The organism is Pseudomonas sp. c313 (assembly GCF_055407145.1).
This window is the reverse complement of record NZ_JBUZRD010000001.1, coordinates 844,457-862,081: the sequence shown is the minus strand read 5'-3', so window position 1 is coordinate 862,081 and position 17,625 is coordinate 844,457. Positions and strand designations below refer to the sequence as shown.

Here is a 17,625-nt window from a genome sequence, read left to right as displayed (position 1 = left end):
GACATGCAAGACGACGATTTTTCCCTGTTCAAAAGCGCGACTCAAGGCATCAAGCCCATCAAGCACGAGCGCGCTGAAACCGGCAAACCCAAGGCCGACCGTGCGCAGATCGCCAAGCTGCGCCAAGCGGCCACGGTGCGTACTGACGCCACCACGGTGGACGGCCTGTCTGATCAGTTCGTCATCGACGTCGGCCCCGAAGATGAGCTGATGTGGGTCCGCGACGGCGTCCAGGAAAGCCAGATGCGCAAGCTCAAGGTTGGCCAGATTCCGTTCGAGGGTAGCCTCGACCTGCACGGCATGACCGTGGAAAAGGCGCGTGAAACCCTCTGGGCCTTCCTTGCCGAAGCCACTAAATTCGAAATCCGCTGCGTGCGCGTCACCCACGGCAAGGCTGTGCGCCTGGATGGGAAGCGCCCGATGATCAAGAGCCACGTCAACACCTGGTTGCGCCAGCATTCCCAGGTGCTCGGCTTTACCTCCTGCCAGCCGCGCCACGGCGGTGCTGGCGCGGTGTATGTGATGCTCAAGCGCACGATGATGGAAGGGCGCGACGAGTAACAAGTACCATCGTCAGGCTTGCAGCGATGTGTCGGCCACCGTACCCTTGCACTTTGCGAAAATCCCACAGGTAGTTTCATGTCCCTGGAACAGAATTACACCGCGATCCTCGGCCAACTCGGCGAGGACGTCTCCCGCGAGGGCCTGCTCGACACGCCAAAACGTGCCGCCAAGGCGATGCAGTACCTTTGCCGCGGTTATGAACAGACTCTGGAAGAAGTCACCAACGGTGCCTTGTTCAGCTCCGACAACAGTGAAATGGTGCTGGTCAAAGACATCGAGTTGTACTCGTTGTGCGAACACCACTTGCTGCCGTTCATCGGCAAGGCCCACGTCGCCTATATCCCCAGCGGCAAAGTACTGGGGCTGTCGAAGGTCGCGCGTATCGTCGACATGTACGCCCGCCGCCTGCAGATCCAGGAAAACCTCAGCCGCCAGATCGCCGATGCCGTTCAGCAGGTGACCGGTGCCCTGGGTGTGGCCGTGGTGATCGAGGCCAAGCACATGTGCATGATGATGCGCGGTGTGGAGAAACAGAATTCGTCGATGATCACGTCGGTGATGCTGGGTGAGTTCCGCGAAAACGCGGCGACCCGTAGCGAGTTTCTCAGCCTGATCAAATAACAGGCTGCACAAAAGAAAACCGGCATTCATCGCCGGTTTTTTTTCGCCTATCGAAAATCAGGTAAGCTGCCGCCCCTTCGTTCATGGGCAAGAGGTTTTTAACCGTGTTAGTCAAAGCGCTTCGAATAGGCCTCGGCCAAGTCATCATCTTTGTCGACTTCATCACCCGCCCGCGCAAACAACAGCGCCCGGCCAATGCCCAGGCGGTGGTCGACCAGTCGGCCAAGGCCCTGACCCTGTATCAGTTCCACGCCTGCCCGTTCTGCGTGAAGACCCGCCGTACCTTGCACCGCCTGAACGTGCCAGTAGCATTGAAAGACGCGAAGAACAATGAACAGGATCGCCAGACGCTGCTGGAACAGGGTGGCAAGATCAAAGTGCCGTGCCTGCGCATTGAAGAGAACGGCCAGACCACCTGGATGTATGACTCCAAGGTGATCATCGATTACCTGGACAAGCGGTTTACGGCGGCCTGAAACCCTGCTGTTCCTACAGTGGCTCGCGATCAGTCCAGCATCGCCACATGTTTCGGATGGCTGGCCACTCGTTTCAGCCAGGCCTGCACGCTCGGATAAGGGCTCAAGTCAAAACCACCTTCATGAGCGACATGGGTGTAGGCATACAGGGCAATATCGGCAATGGAATACTGATCGCCCACCAGGTACGGCGTGGCTTGCAGCTGCCTTTCCATGACCTTCAAGGCCTTGTAGCCGCCTTTATGGGTGGTCTTGTATTCCTCCAGGCGATCTTCCGGCAGCCCCAGGTAAGACTGGATAAACCGCGCTACTGCAATGTACGGTTCATGACTGTACTGCTCGAAAAACTGCCACTGCAGCACTTGCGTACGCAAGCGCGGTTCGGTTGGCAGGAATTCGCTGCCGTCGGCCAGGAAGTTGAGGATCGCGTTGGATTCCCACAGGCAAGTGCCGTCTTCCAGTTCCAGCACCGGGATCTTGCCGTTGGGGTTCTTTGCCAGGAACTCGGCGGTCTGGGTGTCGCCTTTCAAGATATCCACGTCCACCCACTGGTACGGAATACCCAGCAGGTTGAGCATCAATTTGACCTTGTAGCAGTTGCCCGAACGGTAATCGCCATAAACCTTGTACATGGGGCTCCCCTTATGCCGCTTGCGCGAGCTGTGCTTGGCGGACCACCGCAGCGAGACGCTTGAGACCTTCGTCCAGGCGCTGCGGGTCAATGTGGCTGAAATTGAGCCGCAAATGACCGTGATGCTGGTCCGGCTCTGAAAAGAACGGTTCACCGGGCATGAACGCGACGTCCTGATTGAGCGCTTGATCCAATAAAGTGCGGGTGTCGAGCGGCTGTTTCAAGGTCAGCCAGAAGAATAATCCGCCTTGGGGCACCTGCCAGTCGGCCAATTCAGCGAAATGCCGCTCCAGCGCCACCTGGAATGCGTCGCGGCGAACCCGATAGAAACTGCGCAGTTCAACCAGATGTTGCCGGTACTTTTCAGTGCCAATCCACTGCATCGCCTGCCATTGGCCGACACGATTGGTGTGCAGGTCCGCCGACTGCTTGAGCTTGAGCAGATGGGGGAAAAGGTCGGGGCTGGCGATCAGGTAACCGACGCGCAGACCTGGCAGCAAGGTCTTGGACACGGTCCCAGTGTAGACCCAACTGGCTTTCTTCAAACGGCTGACAATCGGCCGGGCGCTGCCGCCGTCGAAGGTCAGTTCACGATAGGGTTCGTCTTCGATCAGTGTCACGCCGAATTCATCGAGCAACGCCGCCACCGCGTCGCGCTTGGCTTCGCTGTAGCGCACCGCCGACGGATTCTGGAAGGTCGGGATCAGGTAGATGAATGCAGGGCGGTGCAGTTCAAGACTGTTGCGCAGGGCCGCCAGATCCGGGCCATCGGCCTCAAGCTGCACCGTCAGACAATCGGCGCCGAACAGTTGGAAAATCTGCAACGCCGCCAGGTAGGTCGGCCCTTCCAGGAGGACTTTCGTGCCTCGGTCGATATACAGCTTGGCCGCCAGGTCCAGGGTTTGCTGGGAGCCACTGACCACCAACACCTGGCTGGCTTCGCACTGCACACCCAACGCCCGCGCCTCGGCAGCCAGCAGTTCACGCAACTGCGGCTCGCCTTCACTCATGCCGTACTGGCCGATACTCAGCGGCATGTCTTCCCAATCAAGCTTGGGCAGCATAGCTTCGGCCGGCAGGCCACCAGCAAAGGACATCACCTCCGGCCGCTGGGCCGCCGCGAGGATTTCACGGATCAAGGAACTTTTAAGGCGCGAGACACGTTCGGAGAAAGCCATAGAGGTCACCGGTAGCAAAGCCAGGGAAAAATACGTCAAACTGGTTGACCGAAATTACGATGACTCGGGTAGATACGTCAATATGCTTGACCTTAAAAACCAGACCACCCAGCAAGCGGCCATGGAAGCATTTTTCTTCGGCTACCAGGCCTTTACCGCCAAGGCCGATGAAATGCTCGAACGCCGGGGCTTGAGCCGCGTGCACCAGCGCGTGGTGTTTTTTATCGCCCGTTACCCAGCCTTGAGCGTGAAAGAACTGCTGCAATTGCTCGGCGTGAGCAAGCAAGCGTTAAACATACCGCTACGCCAATTGCAGGAAATGCACCTGGTGAACAGCGTCGCCTGCGAGACCGACAAGCGTAAGCGCCTATTGGAATTGACCGAGGAAGGATTGCGTTTCGAACAATCCTTGCGCCGCGAACAGGTGAAGCTGTTGCAGCGGGCGTTTGCCGACGCCGGGGAGACGGCGGTGAATGGCTGGTTGGCGGTGAACAAGGCGCTGGGCGGCCAATCCTGAATTGCCTTTCATCTCTTTCGCACAAAAAATATAAAACATTATTTGCTTTATTTGTATACAAAAGCATAATTCGCTTCGTGCGAGTTCCTGACCTAATGGTCAACAAAACCCGCAAGCCTGACGTACCTCAAAGCGCCGCTGCCCACTCATGTGTCCGGCGCTGGAAATAACAATAAAACTCTTGAGGAGTACTCGCTGTGGAAAGCCGCAAATCCGAAGCCCCGCTGAACCTCGCCTCGCCGCACCTCTCTTCCACGAAGCACGGCTGGCTGGAACGCCTGTTCAAACTCAGCTTGCATGGCACCACAGTGAAGACCGAGCTGATCGCCGGCCTCACGACCTTCATCACCATGGCCTACATCATTTTCGTCAACCCCAACATTATGGCCGACGCAGGCATCGATCACGGTGCGGCGTTCGTCGCCACCTGTATCGCCGCTGCCCTGGGTTGCCTGTTGATGGGCCTATACGCCAACTGGCCGGTGGGCCTGGCGCCAGGCATGGGCCTGAATGCATTTTTCACCTACACCGTGGTCGGCACCATGGGCTACACCTGGGAAACCGCGCTGGGAGCAGTGTTCATCTCCGGCGTGTTGTTCATGATCCTGACCCTGTCGCGCATCCGTGAATGGCTGCTCAACAGCATCCCGGTGAGCCTGCGTCACGCCATGGGCGCAGGGGTGGGCCTGTTTCTCGGCGTCATCGGCCTGAAAACCGCTGGCATCATCGTCGAGAGCCCGGCCACCCTGATCAAGCTTGGCTCCCTGCATGAACCTGCCCCACTGCTGGCGGCCATCTGCTTTCTGTTGATCGCGGTGCTCAGCTATCACCGTGTGTTCGGCGCGATCCTGATCAGCATCATCGCCGTGACGCTCGCCGGCTGGGGCCTGGACCTGGTGCAATATAAAGGTATTGTCGCCGCCCCACCGAGCCTGGCGCCGACCTGGATGGCGATGGATGTGATGGGTGTCTTCAATGTCAGCATGATCAGCGTGGTATTCGCCTTTCTGTTTGTACACATGTTCGACACCGCCGGTACGCTGATGGGCGTCGCACAGCGGGCAGGCCTGGTGAATGCGGACGGCAAGATCGAAAACCTATCACGCGCCCTGAAAGCCGACAGTGCCTCCAGCGTGTTCGGCGCCATGGTCGGCGTACCGCCGGTGACCAGCTACGTGGAAAGCGCGGCGGGCGTGGCAGCCGGTGGGCGCACCGGGCTGACGGCGGTGACCGTGGGCGTGCTGTTTATCGCGGCGATGTTTTTTGCTCCGTTGGCTGGCATGATTCCCGCTTACGCCACCGCTGGTGCCTTGATCTATGTGGCGATGCTGATGATGAGCGGCATGGCTCACATCAACTGGGACGACGCTACTGACAGCATTCCGGCAATTGTCACGGCGATCATGATGCCCCTGACCTTTTCCGTTGCCGACGGCATCGCCCTGGGCTTTATCACCTACGTGGTGCTTAAGGCCGGTACCGGTAAACACAAGGAAATTTCCGTCAGCCTGTGGGTTCTTTGCGCGATTTTCATCGCCAAATTTGCGTTCCTGTAGGCCTGCACGCGTGATCCCGCCTCACCCCGTCGGGTGGGGCTTTTGTACGAATGGAGGAATGCAATGAGTCTGGAAACCTGGCTGCTGTTCAGCGGCGCTGCGCTGGTGGTGATTCTAATCCCAGGCCCACTGTCGTTGTTGATGATCAGCAACAGCTTGAACTACGGCCTGCGCCGTTCGTACCCAGCGTTTCTCGGCGGAGTGTTTGCCTCGATCTGCCTGCTGAGCGCTTCGGCCCTGGGCCTGGGCGCCTTGTTGCTGGCCTCGGAGCAACTGTTCAGCGCCCTGAAAATTGTCGGCGCGCTGTACCTGTTCTACCTCGCCTGGCAGAGCTGGCAGCAATCACGCCAACCGGCCCATGGCGCCGAAGTGCCTGAAACCGCGCCGACTCCACGCTTTCGCGCCCTGTTCAGCCGAGCCTTTGTGCTAGGTGCGAGCAACCCCAAGGACATCTTGTTTTTTGCCGCCTTTTTGCCGCAGTTCCTCAGTAGCCAGCAATCGTTTCTACCGCAGTTGCTAATCATGATTGCCACCTGGACTGTCCTGGATCTGCTGTGCAAATTGGCCTACGGCCTGGGTGCCCATGGCGCGGCGCGGTATTTGCGCAGTGGCAAGGGCCAGAGCTGGTTCAACCGGATCAGCGCGGGGTTATTCAGTGGCGCAGGGGCGGCCTCATTATTGAGCCGCTAGCCAAAAAAAAGCCCGCAGTGTGAGCGGGCGAAACCAACGAAGAGCGTGGGGTATGAAGCGAGGTGACGACTCAGCTACCGCGATAGGTCGAGTAGCTGTAAGGCGAAATCAGCAAGGGCACGTGGTAATGGTCCTGTTCGGCGCTGACACCGAAACGCAGTACCACCACGTCAAGAAAGGCCGGTTCAGGTAAGTGCACACCACGGGCGCGGTAGTAATCACCGGCGCTGAACTGCAACTGATAGATGCCACTGCGGTAGTCGTCACCTTGCAGCAGCGGTGCATCGCAACGGCCGTCGTTGTTGGTCTGCGTGCTGGCCACCAACTCCAGTTGCGTGCCTTCGACGCGGTACAGTTCAACCTTGATGGCGCTGCCGGGGCAGCCATGTGCGGCGTCCAATACATGTGTGGTCAGTCGTCCCATGGGTCGCGAGCCTTCCGAAGTTGGTGAGAAAAAAGCCGCACCTTTTCAGGGCATGAAATAAGCCGGCGATGCCTAATTAAGACACTTTCTAAAAAAATTGTACACAATAAATTCAACAGACCAATTTTATGATGTGGACATCGTTTCTGTAGGAGCGAGGGGGACGCCTAGTTCTTGCTCGCGAAAATCGTCAACGATGACGTAGCGCATTCGGTTTACCGTGGCGCTCTCAGACTTTTCGCGAGCAAGCTCGCTCCTACAGTGGACGAGTGTTTATTTTGATTTAGCTGACCAGTCAGGCAGATTTATTGCAATACCGTGCAAGGTAGGCCGTTCGGAAAAAATGCAGAAATTCAGGCTTACAAAGTTGGCGATAAGTTGTATACAATCACTCATCGCTGTGACGCCACTCAGTCTTTTCGCTGCCCGGCCGCCACACCATTGCTACCACGAACAAGAAGGAAGACTGCAGTGAGCGCTGACTATCCACGCGACCTGATCGGTTACGGCAGTAACCCTCCTCACCCTCACTGGCCGGGCAAGGCCCGTATCGCCCTGTCGTTCGTACTCAACTACGAAGAAGGCGGCGAGCGCAATATCTTGCATGGCGACAAAGAGTCGGAAGCTTTCCTCTCGGAAATGGTCTCGGCGCAACCGCTGCAAGGCGAGCGCAACATGAGCATGGAGTCGCTCTACGAATACGGCAGCCGGGCCGGCGTGTGGCGCATCCTCAAACTCTTTAAAGAATTCGATATCCCGCTGACCATCTTCGCCGTGGCCATGGCCGCCCAACGCCATCCGGATGTGATCCGCGCCATGGTCGCCGCAGGCCACGAGATCTGCAGCCACGGCTATCGCTGGATCGACTACCAGCACATGGACGAGGCCCAGGAGCGCGAGCACATGCTCGAAGCTATCCGCATCCTCACCGAACTGACCGGCGAGCGCCCACTGGGCTGGTACACCGGGCGCACCGGCCCCAACACCCGGCGGCTAGTGATGGAGGAAGGCGGTTTCCTCTACGACTGCGACACCTATGACGACGACCTGCCCTACTGGGAACCCAACAACCCGACCGGCAAGCCGCACCTGGTGATCCCCTACACCCTGGACACCAATGACATGCGCTTCACCCAGGTCCAGGGTTTCAACAAGGGCGATGACTTTTTCGAATACCTCAAGGACGCCTTCGATGTGCTGTACGCCGAAGGTAGCGAAGCACCAAAAATGCTCTCCATCGGCCTGCATTGCCGCCTGATCGGCCGCCCGGCACGCCTGGCCGCCCTCAAGCGTTTTATCGAATACGCCAAAGGCCATGAGCAGGTGTGGTTCACCCGCCGTGTGGACATTGCCCGCCACTGGCACCAAACCCATCCTTTTCAGGGGGCGGCCAAATGAGCACCTTCCAGACCTTGAAACCCTCGACCCTGAGCCGCGATGAGTTTGTCGCCGCCTTCGCCGACATCTACGAACATTCGCCATGGGTGGCCGAAAAGGTCTTCGACCTGGGCCAGGACGCATCGATCGATGAGATCGAAACCCTGCACCAGCGCATGAGCGACATCCTGTTGAGCGCTGATCACGAAAGCCAACTGGCCCTGATCAACGCTCACCCGGACCTGGCCGGCAAAGCTGCCGTCCAGGGCCAGCTTACCGCGGCCAGCACTGGAGAACAGGCAGGCGCGGGTATTCACCAATGCTCGAGCAACGAGTTTTCTCGCTTCACCGAGCTGAACGACGCCTACAAGGCCAAGTTCAAGTTTCCCTTCATCATGGCGGTAAAAGGCAGCAACCGGCATCAGATCCTCGCGGCATTCGAAACCCGCATCCACAACTCGACAGACACCGAGTTCAAGTGCGCGCTGGCCGAGATCAACAAGATCGCGTTGTTCCGATTACTGACCCTTTAGCAGACCTGGCCCGAGCGATCAGCGCCCAGGGCCTGGCGAGCATCCCAAGCCACTTAATTTAAGGCAGACAAGAAGAATGAAATCTTACGCCGTACCTTTCGAGAAGTTCGTCAACCTGGCCGACGCCCGTTTGGGCACCAAGATCATCTCGGTGACCGATGACTGGTTCGCTGACGCCAACCGTCTGTTCCAACCGACCCCGGCCGTGTGGAAGGAGGGCGTTTTCGATGACAACGGCAAGTGGATGGACGGCTGGGAGTCACGCCGCAAGCGCTTCGAAGGCTACGACAGCGCGGTGATCCGCCTGGGCGTGCCGGGTTCGATCAAAGGTGTGGACATCGACACTTCATTCTTCACCGGCAACTACCCGCCGTCGGCCTCGCTGGAAGCGTGCTTCCTGGCCTCCGGCGAGCCGGATGCAAACACCCAGTGGGTTGAAGTGCTGTCGGCTGTTGAGTTGCAGGGCAACAGCCATCACTTCCACGAGATCAGCAACGACCAGGCGTTCAGCCACCTGCGCTTCAATATCTACCCGGATGGCGGCGTGGCACGTCTGCGTGTGTACGGTATTCCGTTTCGCGACTGGTCCGCTGTGGGCGACAACGAACAGGTTGACCTGGCTGCCGCACTTAATGGCGGTCGCGCCCTGGCATGCTCCGATGAACACTTCGGCCGCATGAGCAACATCCTCAACCCAGGCCGTGGCATCAACATGGGCGACGGCTGGGAAACCGCTCGTCGTCGCACACCTGGCAATGACTGGGTGATCGTCGCGTTGGGCCATCCGGGAGAGATCGAAAAAATCGTCGTCGACACCCTGCACTTCAAAGGCAACTACCCGGACACTTGCTCGATCCAGGGCGCGTTCGTCAAGGGCGGCACCGACAGCCAGATCGAAACCCAATCGCTGTTCTGGCGCGAACTGCTGCCGGCGCAGAAACTGGAAATGCATGCCGAACACAGCTTCGCCGAGCAGATCAAGGCACTGGGCCCAATCACTCACATTCGTCTGAATGTGTTCCCGGATGGTGGCGTGAGCCGCTTGCGGATTCTTGGCAAGGTCGCGAAGTAATGCTGAGTCTGTAGGAGCGAGGGGGACGCCTAGTTCTTGCTCGCGAAAAACTCAAGGACACCGCGTTCATTCAGGATACACGCGTTATCGTTGACGACCTTCGCGAGCAAGCTTGCTCCTACAAAGATCCATCAACAACCAAACAGATTAAGAGACAGACATGCGCACACTGATGATCGAACCCCTGACCAAAGAAGCCTTCGCCCCTTTCGGAGACGTCATCGAAACCGACGGCAGCGATCACTTCATGATCAACAACGGTTCGACCATGCGTTTCCACCGGCTGGCCGACGTAGAAACGGCCACGCCTGAGGACAAGGCGATCATCAGCATCTTCCGCGCCGATGCGCAGGACATGCCGCTGACCGTGTGCATGCTGGAGCGACATCCGCTGGGCAGCCAGGCTTTCATACCGATGCTCGGCAATCCCTTTCTGATCGTGGTCGCGCCACTTGGCGATGAACCTGTATCAGGCTTGGTCCGCGCCTTCGTCACCAACGGCAGGCAGGGCATTAATTACCATCGCGGCGTCTGGCACCACCCGGTGCTGACGATCGAAAAGCGGGATGACTTCCTGGTGGTTGATCGCAGTGGCACAGGCAATAACTGCGATGAGCATTTTTTCAAAGAGGATGAGCAGTTGATCCTTGCCCCCCACCAATAAGAGAAGGCCTGATCACCTGACAACAAGGGTGACAAGCGAGAGGTAAAGACTGTGGAAGCACATTTGATGGAATGGCTGAACCTTAGCGTGCGCTGGGTTCACATGATCACTGGCGTCGCCTGGATCGGCGCTTCGTTCTACTTCGTCTGGCTGGAAAACAACCTGAACCGCGTCAACCCCAAGGACGGCCTGTCCGGCGACTTGTGGGCGATCCATGGTGGTGGCATCTATCACCTGGAAAAATACAAACTGGCCCCGCCGACCATGCCGGACAACCTGCACTGGTTCAAATGGGAGGCCTACTTCACCTGGATGTCAGGCGTAGCCTTGCTGTGCGTGGTGTTCTACCTCAACCCGACGCTGTACCTGCTTGCCCCCGGCAGCAGTCTCAGCGGTAGCGAAGGCGTATTGCTGGGCATTGGCTCACTGTTCGCGGGCTGGTTCATCTACTCCTTTCTTTGCGACTCGGCCCTGGGCAAGCGCCCTGCCCTGCTCGGTTTCATCCTGTTCGTGCTGTTGATCGGCGCGGCCTACGGCTTCAGCAAAGTGTTCAGCGGTCGCGGTGCGTACCTGCATGTCGGCGCCATCATTGGCACCATCATGGTCGGTAACGTGTTCCGCATCATCATGCCGGCCCAACGGGCGCTGGTGGCGGCGATCGCGCAAAACCGCACCCCTGATCCGTCGCTGCCGGCCAAGGGTTTGCTGCGTTCACGGCACAACAACTACTTCACCTTGCCGGTGCTGTTCATCATGATCAGCAACCACTTCCCGAGCACCTATGGCAGCCAATACAACTGGCTGATCCTGGCCGGGATCGCGGTGGCGGCGGTATTGGTGCGCCACTACTTCAACACCCGCCATAACAGCCAGAAATACGCCTGGACCCTGCCGGTCGGCGCCCTGGCGATGATTTGCCTGGCCTATGTCACCGGCCCCAAGCCGGTGGCGACTGCTCCGGACGTGGCCAAGGCTGCGACCACCATCCAATACCAACCATTGCCGGAAACCGCAGTGGGCGGCGGCGCCAAACCCGCAGCACCCGCAGCACCTGCACCCGCTGCTGATCCAGCACCGGCCCAGGCTTCGACGGACTTCGGCAAGGTGCACAGCGTGATTCAAGAACGTTGCGCCGTGTGCCATTCAGCCAAGCCCACCAGCCCGCTGTTCAGCGCTGCACCAGGCGGGGTGATGTTTGATACGCCGCAGCAGATCCAGCAACAAGCGGCACGGATTCAGGCACAGGCGGTGGCGAGCCAGATCATGCCGCTGGGCAACATTACCCAGATGACCCAGCAGGAACGGGATTTGATTGGCACCTGGATCAATCAAGGAGCCCACGCTAACTAGCTATGTGCACCATCCACTGTAGAAGCGAGCTTGCTCGCGAAGATCGTCAACGATAACGCGCCCATCCTGAATGAACGCGGTGCCCTTGAGTTTTTCGCGAGCAAGCTCGCTCCTACAGAGGTCGCGAACAGCTCCAATGGCAATTGAATACCGAACAACACAAAAATAAAAAAGATCCGAGGTGTTGCATGTCCGAGTTAGCCGAACCGCAGATTCCTGCCGCACCCGCCATGGTGCGGCTACCCCTGTTGCAACTGATCCTAGTAGGCCTGCAACACGTCCTTCTGATGTACGGCGGCGCGGTGGCAGTGCCCTTGATCATCGGACAAGCCGCGGGCTTGAGTCGTGAAGAAATCGCTTTTCTGATCAACGCCGACCTGCTGGTGGCAGGCATCGCCACCATGGTCCAGTCGTTCGGCATCGGCCCGGTGGGCATCCGCATGCCCGTGATGATGGGCGCCAGTTTCGCCGCCGTCGGCAGCATGGTGGCCATGGCCGGCATGCCCGGCATCGGCCTGCAAGGGATCTTCGGCGCGACGATCGCCGCCGGGTTCTTCGGCATGGTGATTGCGCCGTTCATGTCCAAGGTGGTGCGTTTCTTCCCTCCTCTGGTGACGGGCACAGTCATCACAGCCATCGGCTTATCCCTGTTTCCGGTCGCTGTGAACTGGGCCGGTGGCGGTGCTGCTGCGGTGCAATTCGGCTCGCCGATTTACCTGGCGATTGCCGCGTTGGTGCTGGTCACCATCCTGCTGATCAACCGTTTCATGCACGGGTTTTGGGTCAATATCTCGGTGCTGATCGGCATGGCCGTGGGTTACGGGCTGTGCGGGATGATTGGCATGGTCGACCTCAGCGGCATGGCCCAGGCGCCGTGGCTGCAAGTGGTGACGCCGCTGCATTTCGGCATGCCGAAATTCGAGTTGGCGCCAATCCTGTCAATGTGCCTGGTGGTGGTGATTATCTTCGTTGAGTCCACCGGGATGTTCCTCGCCCTGGGCAAGATCACCGACCAGGAAGTCACGCCAAAGATGCTGCGGCGCGGACTGCTGTGTGATGCCGGCGCATCGTTTTTTGCCGGGTTCTTCAACACCTTTACCCACTCCTCTTTCGCGCAAAACATCGGCCTGGTGCAGATGACCGGTGTGCGCTGCCGTTCGGTGACGATCGTCGCCGGGGGCTTTTTGATCGTCCTCAGTCTATTGCCAAAGGCGGCGTACCTGGTGGCATCGATTCCACCTGCCGTACTCGGTGGTGCATCCATCGCCATGTTCGGCATGGTGGCGGCCACCGGGATCAAAATTCTCCAGGAAGCCGACATCGCCGACCGTCGCAACCAGTTGCTGGTAGCCGTGAGCATCGGCATGGGCTTGATTCCGGTGGTGCGTCCGGAGTTCTTCGCGCAATTGCCGCTGTGGATGAGCCCGATTACCCACAGTGGCATCGCCATGGCCACCATCAGTGCGTTGTCGCTGAACCTGTTGTTCAACATCCTGGGCGGAGCCGAACGGGCTGCGGCCTCTGAACATGTCCACCAGCATTGATTTAGAAAACAGCTCACCCGGCGTCACAACAACAATAAGAACGATCAGGGAGCAAGACCATGCACGCCATTCACCCAGGGCCGGCCTCACGCCGTGCCCTATTCTCGCCCCACGCGCTCTGTAACGGCGCACTTGAGCCAAGGCACGGTAGCCAGTATTCTCCGCGCCTGCTCAAGTCAACTCAAAAAAAAACAGCAAATGTAAAAGCTGACTACAAGGCCAACTTATCCCGGCCCCATGTCCGCAGCCAAAGCGTGCAAAAAACCTCTGAATTCGACTGCGTTTATCGCAGCCGACGGGGTTTTATTGGCTTTTTAAACACCTTGGCGCAGCTCTTGCTAAAAGCATTAAAGCTGACCGAACAGACGATTTTTGCAGCACCCAAAAAAACGCCAAACCAGAGCGTTTTGCCTAGAAAAAAAACACAAAACTTTAACTCGGGAGCAACCGAATGAAACGTACCGTCAATAGCCTGATGCTGGCAGGGTCCCTGCTGGCCGGGGGCCAGGCACTTGCTGGCGATCTGCTGCAGTGGCAGAACAACAGCCTGACCTATCTGTGGGGCAAAAACTTCACCGTTAACCCGCAGATCCAGCAAACCGTCACTTTCGAGCATGCCGATGCCTGGAAGTACGGCGACAACTTCTTCTTCCTCGACCGTATTTTTTATAACGGCAAGGAAGACGGCAACGTCGGCCCCAGCACTTACTACGGCGAGTTCAGCCCACGCCTGTCGTTTGGCAAGATTTTCGACACCGACCTGTCATTCGGGCCGATCAAGGATGTGCTGTTGGCGTTTACTTACGAGTTCGGCGAAGGCGACAACGAGTCCTACTTGTTGGGCCCAGGTTTCGACCTGGCGATCCCTGGTTTCGACTACTTCCAGTTGAACTTCTACCAGCGCCAGACCGAAGGCAATCGCCCGGGTGACGGCATCTGGCAGATCACCCCGGCATGGGCCTACACCATCCCGGTGGGCAATTCCAACGTGCTGATCGACGGCTTTATCGACTGGGTCGTGGACAACGACAAAAACGCCCGCGGCACTTACCACGCCAACCTGCACATCAACCCGCAGATCAAATATGACCTGGGCAAGGCGATGAGCTGGGGCGAAAAGCAGCTGTATGTCGGTGTTGAATACGACTACTGGAAGAACAAGTACGGAATCCAGGATTCAGGCGCGTTCGAGACCAATCAGGACACGGCGAGTCTGTTGGTCAAGTATCACTTCTAAACATAATCCCGCTTTACCCCACTGTAGGAGCGAGCTTGCTCGCTCCTACAGAAGGTCAGGACAGGCCCAGAAACCGCTGCAACTCCTCGCGTTTGGCCAACGCATCCCGCCTTCCCAACTCAATCAACTCGCTGCAATACCCCGCCTCGAACAGCAAGTAACTGAGCACCCCCGCCCCGCTGGTCTTGGTTGCCCCCGGTCCACGCAAAAACAGGCGCAACGCTGCCGGCAATTCCTGGCGATGACGGGCAGCGATTTCATCGATGGGCTGGCTCGGCGCGATCACCAGCACTTCCACCGGCGACAGACCGTGGATGGCGCTGTCAGCGGGTTGCAGATGGCTGAAATGGTTCAAGCGTTCCAGTAATTCAATATCGCTTTCCAGGCTGTCGATGAACGTGCTGTTGAGCATGTGCCCGCCGATCTGCGCCAGGGTCGGTTCCTGACCGGTGTAACTGCGCTGCAAGGGATTTTGCGGGTCAGGGCTACGCGGGTTGCCGCTGACGCCCACGACCAGCACCCGAGTCGCCCCCAGGTGCAGCGCCGGGCTGATCGGCGCCGACTGGCGCACCGCGCCATCACCGAAATATTCCTGATCGAGCTTGACCGGCGCAAACAGCAACGGGATGGCCGAACTGGCCAACAGGTGTTCAACGGTCAATTGGGTGGGCAGGCCGATGCGTCGATGACGCAGCCAGGCATCGATGGCGCCGCCGCTCTGATAGAAAGTCACGGCCTGCCCCGATTCGTAACCAAAGGCGGTCACCGCAACAGCGTGCAGCTGCTTGTGACGGATGGCGCGGTCGATGCCTTCCAGTTGCAGCTTGTTGAGCAGCAGATCCCGCAGCGGGGAGCTGTCGAGCAGCGCCACCGGCACCTGCGCGCCCAGGCCCAACAGGCTGTGCGTGACGAATCGGCTCGCCTGGCGGATCACCCCAGGCCAGTCGCTGCGCAGTACCAGATGGCTGCGAAAGCCCTGCCAGAACGCGGTCAACCGCTCGACAGCGGCGGTGAAGTCCATGGCACCGCTGGCCAGACTGACCGCATTGATCGCCCCCGCCGACGTGCCAACAATCACCGGAAATGGATTGGCTGCACCCGGCGGCAGCAGTTCGGCAATCGCCGCCAGCACCCCCACTTGATAGGCCGCTCGCGCCCCGCCGCCGGAAAGAATCAAGCCTGTGACCGGTTCCGCTGAACGCATTGCATCACTCCATGGTGCTTAAAGGCTACGAATCAACGGCGGCGCTTTTCGTACAGTTTCGGTTCGCCCGGTGGCCGGCTCTTGAAGCGGCGGTGGGTCCACAGGTATTGCTCGGGGCATTCGCGCACGGAGGCTTCAACCCACTGATTGATGCGCAGGCAGTCGATTTCGTCGGTTTCACCAGGGAAGTCGGTCAACGGTGGATGGATCACCAGTCGGTAACCGCTGCCATCAGCCAGGCGTTCCTGGGTAAAGGGCACCACCAAGGCCTTGCCCAGACGGGCGAACTTGCTGGTGGCAGTGACCGTCGCCGCCTGAACGCCGAACAACGGCACAAAGATGCTTTGCTTCGCGCCATAGTCCTGGTCCGGTGCATACCAGATCGCTCGGCCGGCCCGCAGCAGCTTGAGCATGCCGCGCACGTCTTCACGCTCCACGGCCAGGGAATCGAGGTTATGCCGCTCGCGGCCACGGCGCTGGACGAAGTCGAACAACGGGTTGCCGTGTTCGCGGTACATGCCATCAATGGTGTGCTTCTGCCCCAGCAAGGCGGCGCCGATTTCCAGGGTAGTGAAATGCAGGGCCATCAGAATAACGCCCTTGCCTTCAAGCTGGGCCTGCTTGAGGTGTTCCAGGCCTTCGACATGGGCCAGGCGCGCCAGGCGCGGCTTGGGCCACCACCAGCTCATGGCCATCTCGAAGAAGGCGATGCCGGTGGAAGCAAAGTTTTCCTTGAGCAAATGTTTACGCTCTTTGGCGGACTTTTCCGGGAAACACAGCTCCAGGTTTCGCGCGGCAATACGCCGCCGTTCACCGGCTACCCGGTACATCCCCGCACCCAGGATGCGGCCAATCCCCAATAAAACCCGATACGGCAACTGCACGATCAGCCACAGCAGACCGAGTCCCAGCCATAACAGCCAAAAACGCGGGTGAAAAAATACAGCTCGAAAACGCGGGCGATCCATTACAGATTCCGGTAAAGACAAGGGCCGCGCATTCTACAACGGTTCGACCCGGCTTGCGGCTTGCGGATGTTCTCGTTATAAGTCTCGACACTTTTCGTGACAAGCCGCTTTAATGCCGACCATGAGCCAAACCGACCCGCTAGACCAAGATCCCGTGTTCCAGCTCAAAGGCAGCATGCTCGCCATTACCGTGCTGGAACTGGCCCGTAATGACCTTGACGCCCTGGACCGCCAGCTCGCCGCCAAGGTCGCCCTGGCGCCGAATTTCTTCAACAACGCCCCACTGGTGCTGGCCCTGGACAAACTGCCAGCCGGCCAGGGTGCGGTTGACCTGCCTGGATTGATGCGTGTGTGCCGCCAGCATGGCCTGCGCACCCTGGCCATTCGTGCCAACCGTATTGAAGACATTGCAGCGGCCATCGCCATTGAACTGCCAGTACTGCCACCGTCCGGTGCCCGCGAGCGCCCGATCGACCCGCGGGAAGGCGATGCGAAGAAAAAACCGGAAAAGCCGCCGGAGCCGATGATCAAGCCTACAAAGATCATCACCTCCCCCGTACGCGGCGGGCAGCAAATTTACGCCCAGGGCGGCGACCTGGTGGTGATCGCCCCGGTCAGTCCCGGGGCGGAACTTCTCGCCGATGGCAACATCCATGTATACGGCCCCATGCGCGGTCGCGCACTGGCCGGCATCAAGGGTGACACCAAGGCCCGTATTTTTTGCCAGCAATTGACCGCTGAGCTAGTGTCCATCGCAGGCCAGTACAAGGTTTCAGAAGATTTGCGCCGTGATCCGCTGTGGGGGGCCGGGGTACAAATCAGCCTGTCGGGTGATGTGTTGAACATCATTCGTCTTTAACGGATACTGCCGCATTTTCCAAGCATCTCTAAACTCTGATAGCACAGCGAAAACGGCAAAACTTGAGTAGGAATAATCAGCAGGTGGCGTTTCCTTCCGGTAAACCGCACCTTTTTCAGCTTATTCCTACACAGGCTGTCCGCCTGCAGCGGGTTTCAAG

The 17,625-nt window shown here is 58.8% G+C and carries 20 protein-coding genes and 1 pseudogene; 16 read left to right on the top strand and 5 right to left on the bottom strand.

Going from position 1 to position 17,625, the window contains the following annotated elements; all coding sequences use genetic code 11:
• Positions 1 to 3: 3 nt before the first annotated feature.
• The 3 genes from ACZRKZ_RS04265 (at position 4) to ACZRKZ_RS04255 (ending at position 1,661) form a co-directional block, all read left to right on the top strand.
• Entirely contained in the window at positions 4 to 561 is a 558-nt protein-coding gene (locus ACZRKZ_RS04265; protein WP_463969760.1) for a Smr/MutS family protein, read from the top strand.
• 78 nt (positions 562 to 639) lie between these two features.
• Positions 640 to 1,185, top strand: a complete 546-nt coding sequence (gene folE, locus ACZRKZ_RS04260) for a GTP cyclohydrolase I FolE (protein WP_003204506.1) — start codon at positions 640 to 642, stop codon at positions 1,183 to 1,185.
• 104 nt (positions 1,186 to 1,289) lie between these two features.
• Positions 1,290 to 1,661, top strand: a complete 372-nt coding sequence (locus ACZRKZ_RS04255) for a glutathione S-transferase N-terminal domain-containing protein (protein WP_463969759.1) — start codon at positions 1,290 to 1,292, stop codon at positions 1,659 to 1,661.
• Between the two features lie 29 nt (positions 1,662 to 1,690).
• Here ACZRKZ_RS04255 and ACZRKZ_RS04250 read toward each other — a convergent pair whose 3' ends face one another.
• Together ACZRKZ_RS04250 and ACZRKZ_RS04245 are read right to left on the bottom strand one after the other, a co-directional pair.
• A complete protein-coding gene (locus tag ACZRKZ_RS04250; protein ID WP_463969758.1) occupies positions 1,691 to 2,293 on the bottom strand; it encodes a glutathione S-transferase family protein in 603 nt (200 codons plus the stop codon).
• Between the two features lie 10 nt (positions 2,294 to 2,303).
• Positions 2,304 to 3,470 carry an aminotransferase-like domain-containing protein gene (locus tag ACZRKZ_RS04245; RefSeq protein WP_463980787.1) on the bottom strand — a complete coding sequence of 389 codons (1,167 nt, stop codon included), beginning with the start codon at positions 3,468 to 3,470 and terminating at the stop codon, positions 2,304 to 2,306.
• Positions 3,471 to 3,552: 82 nt separating this feature from the next.
• On the opposite strand from ACZRKZ_RS04245, the gene ACZRKZ_RS04240 reads away from it, so the two are divergent.
• The 3 genes from ACZRKZ_RS04240 (at position 3,553) to ACZRKZ_RS04230 (ending at position 6,233) form a co-directional block, all read left to right on the top strand.
• A complete protein-coding gene (locus ACZRKZ_RS04240) occupies positions 3,553 to 3,987 on the top strand; it encodes a MarR family winged helix-turn-helix transcriptional regulator (protein ID WP_463969756.1) in 435 nt (144 codons plus the stop codon).
• A 197-nt stretch (positions 3,988 to 4,184) separates the two neighbouring features.
• Positions 4,185 to 5,543, top strand: coding sequence for an NCS2 family permease (locus ACZRKZ_RS04235; RefSeq protein WP_463980786.1), 1,359 nt, complete (start codon positions 4,185 to 4,187; stop codon positions 5,541 to 5,543).
• A 63-nt stretch (positions 5,544 to 5,606) separates the two neighbouring features.
• The gene (locus ACZRKZ_RS04230; protein WP_463980785.1) at positions 5,607 to 6,233 is read left to right on the top strand and encodes a LysE family translocator; all 627 of its coding nucleotides are present in this window, start codon (positions 5,607 to 5,609) and stop codon (positions 6,231 to 6,233) included.
• Positions 6,234 to 6,303: 70 nt separating this feature from the next.
• Here ACZRKZ_RS04230 and uraH read toward each other — a convergent pair whose 3' ends face one another.
• The gene (uraH, locus tag ACZRKZ_RS04225; protein ID WP_463980784.1) at positions 6,304 to 6,657 is read right to left on the bottom strand and encodes a hydroxyisourate hydrolase; all 354 of its coding nucleotides are present in this window, start codon (positions 6,655 to 6,657) and stop codon (positions 6,304 to 6,306) included.
• A gap of 174 nt (positions 6,658 to 6,831) precedes the next feature.
• On the opposite strand from uraH, the pseudogene ACZRKZ_RS04220 reads away from it, so the two are divergent.
• From ACZRKZ_RS04220 to ACZRKZ_RS04180, 9 genes and pseudogenes are all read left to right on the top strand, one after another.
• Positions 6,832 to 6,921 (top strand): annotated as a pseudogene (locus ACZRKZ_RS04220) (outer membrane lipoprotein carrier protein LolA); the annotation flags it as partial.
• A gap of 207 nt (positions 6,922 to 7,128) precedes the next feature.
• On the top strand, positions 7,129 to 8,055 hold the full coding sequence (gene puuE / locus ACZRKZ_RS04215; RefSeq protein WP_133098973.1) for an allantoinase PuuE: 927 nt from the start codon (positions 7,129 to 7,131) through the stop codon (positions 8,053 to 8,055).
• Positions 8,052 to 8,567 carry a 2-oxo-4-hydroxy-4-carboxy-5-ureidoimidazoline decarboxylase gene (gene uraD / locus ACZRKZ_RS04210; protein WP_463980783.1) on the top strand — a complete coding sequence of 172 codons (516 nt, stop codon included), beginning with the start codon at positions 8,052 to 8,054 and terminating at the stop codon, positions 8,565 to 8,567. The genes puuE and uraD overlap by 4 nt, the downstream gene beginning before the upstream one ends.
• Before the next feature lie 76 nt (positions 8,568 to 8,643).
• The gene (gene alc, locus ACZRKZ_RS04205; protein ID WP_463980782.1) at positions 8,644 to 9,639 is read left to right on the top strand and encodes an allantoicase; all 996 of its coding nucleotides are present in this window, start codon (positions 8,644 to 8,646) and stop codon (positions 9,637 to 9,639) included.
• Positions 9,640 to 9,799: 160 nt separating this feature from the next.
• A complete protein-coding gene (locus tag ACZRKZ_RS04200) occupies positions 9,800 to 10,303 on the top strand; it encodes an ureidoglycolate lyase (RefSeq protein ID WP_463980781.1) in 504 nt (167 codons plus the stop codon).
• 51 nt (positions 10,304 to 10,354) lie between these two features.
• On the top strand, positions 10,355 to 11,653 hold the full coding sequence (locus ACZRKZ_RS04195; RefSeq protein ID WP_463980780.1) for a urate hydroxylase PuuD: 1,299 nt from the start codon (positions 10,355 to 10,357) through the stop codon (positions 11,651 to 11,653).
• 188 nt (positions 11,654 to 11,841) lie between these two features.
• The gene (locus ACZRKZ_RS04190; RefSeq protein ID WP_463980779.1) at positions 11,842 to 13,197 is read left to right on the top strand and encodes a nucleobase:cation symporter-2 family protein; all 1,356 of its coding nucleotides are present in this window, start codon (positions 11,842 to 11,844) and stop codon (positions 13,195 to 13,197) included.
• Positions 13,198 to 13,256: 59 nt separating this feature from the next.
• Complete coding sequence (locus ACZRKZ_RS04185; RefSeq protein ID WP_463969748.1) at positions 13,257 to 13,652, top strand: hypothetical protein; 396 nt, start codon at positions 13,257 to 13,259, stop codon at positions 13,650 to 13,652.
• A complete protein-coding gene (locus ACZRKZ_RS04180; protein ID WP_149411525.1) occupies positions 13,649 to 14,434 on the top strand; it encodes an outer membrane protein OmpK in 786 nt (261 codons plus the stop codon). Before ACZRKZ_RS04185 ends, ACZRKZ_RS04180 begins: the two co-directional genes overlap by 4 nt.
• A 55-nt stretch (positions 14,435 to 14,489) precedes the next feature.
• Here ACZRKZ_RS04180 and ACZRKZ_RS04175 read toward each other — a convergent pair whose 3' ends face one another.
• Together ACZRKZ_RS04175 and ACZRKZ_RS04170 are read right to left on the bottom strand one after the other, a co-directional pair.
• The gene (locus ACZRKZ_RS04175) at positions 14,490 to 15,638 is read right to left on the bottom strand and encodes a patatin-like phospholipase family protein (protein ID WP_463980778.1); all 1,149 of its coding nucleotides are present in this window, start codon (positions 15,636 to 15,638) and stop codon (positions 14,490 to 14,492) included.
• Positions 15,639 to 15,670: 32 nt separating this feature from the next.
• A complete protein-coding gene (locus tag ACZRKZ_RS04170) occupies positions 15,671 to 16,606 on the bottom strand; it encodes a lipid A biosynthesis lauroyl acyltransferase (protein ID WP_463980777.1) in 936 nt (311 codons plus the stop codon).
• Between the two features lie 121 nt (positions 16,607 to 16,727).
• On the opposite strand from ACZRKZ_RS04170, the gene minC reads away from it, so the two are divergent.
• Positions 16,728 to 17,465 carry a septum site-determining protein MinC gene (minC, locus tag ACZRKZ_RS04165; protein WP_463980776.1) on the top strand — a complete coding sequence of 246 codons (738 nt, stop codon included), beginning with the start codon at positions 16,728 to 16,730 and terminating at the stop codon, positions 17,463 to 17,465.
• Positions 17,466 to 17,625 lie beyond the last annotated feature (160 nt).

Bases quoted from the DNA above. Each gene is read 5' to 3' on its own strand.
- ACZRKZ_RS04265 (WP_463969760.1), top strand. From the start codon at position 4: ATGCAAGACGACGATTTTTCCCTGTTCAAAAGCGCGACTCAAGGCATC.
- folE (WP_003204506.1), top strand. From the start codon at position 640: ATGTCCCTGGAACAGAATTACACCGCGATCCTCGGCCAACTCGGCGAG.
- ACZRKZ_RS04250 (WP_463969758.1), bottom strand. From the start codon at position 2,293: ATGTACAAGGTTTATGGCGATTACCGTTCGGGCAACTGCTACAAGGTC.
- ACZRKZ_RS04245 (WP_463980787.1), bottom strand. From the start codon at position 3,470: ATGGCTTTCTCCGAACGTGTCTCGCGCCTTAAAAGTTCCTTGATCCGT.
- ACZRKZ_RS04240 (WP_463969756.1), top strand. From the start codon at position 3,553: ATGCTTGACCTTAAAAACCAGACCACCCAGCAAGCGGCCATGGAAGCA.
- ACZRKZ_RS04230 (WP_463980785.1), top strand. From the start codon at position 5,607: ATGAGTCTGGAAACCTGGCTGCTGTTCAGCGGCGCTGCGCTGGTGGTG.
- uraH (WP_463980784.1), bottom strand. From the start codon at position 6,657: ATGGGACGACTGACCACACATGTATTGGACGCCGCACATGGCTGCCCC.
- uraD (WP_463980783.1), top strand. From the start codon at position 8,052: ATGAGCACCTTCCAGACCTTGAAACCCTCGACCCTGAGCCGCGATGAG.
- alc (WP_463980782.1), top strand. From the start codon at position 8,644: ATGAAATCTTACGCCGTACCTTTCGAGAAGTTCGTCAACCTGGCCGAC.
- ACZRKZ_RS04200 (WP_463980781.1), top strand. From the start codon at position 9,800: ATGCGCACACTGATGATCGAACCCCTGACCAAAGAAGCCTTCGCCCCT.
- ACZRKZ_RS04190 (WP_463980779.1), top strand. From the start codon at position 11,842: ATGTCCGAGTTAGCCGAACCGCAGATTCCTGCCGCACCCGCCATGGTG.
- ACZRKZ_RS04185 (WP_463969748.1), top strand. From the start codon at position 13,257: ATGCACGCCATTCACCCAGGGCCGGCCTCACGCCGTGCCCTATTCTCG.
- ACZRKZ_RS04180 (WP_149411525.1), top strand. From the start codon at position 13,649: ATGAAACGTACCGTCAATAGCCTGATGCTGGCAGGGTCCCTGCTGGCC.
- ACZRKZ_RS04175 (WP_463980778.1), bottom strand. From the start codon at position 15,638: ATGCGTTCAGCGGAACCGGTCACAGGCTTGATTCTTTCCGGCGGCGGG.
- ACZRKZ_RS04170 (WP_463980777.1), bottom strand. From the start codon at position 16,606: ATGGATCGCCCGCGTTTTCGAGCTGTATTTTTTCACCCGCGTTTTTGG.
- minC (WP_463980776.1), top strand. From the start codon at position 16,728: ATGAGCCAAACCGACCCGCTAGACCAAGATCCCGTGTTCCAGCTCAAA.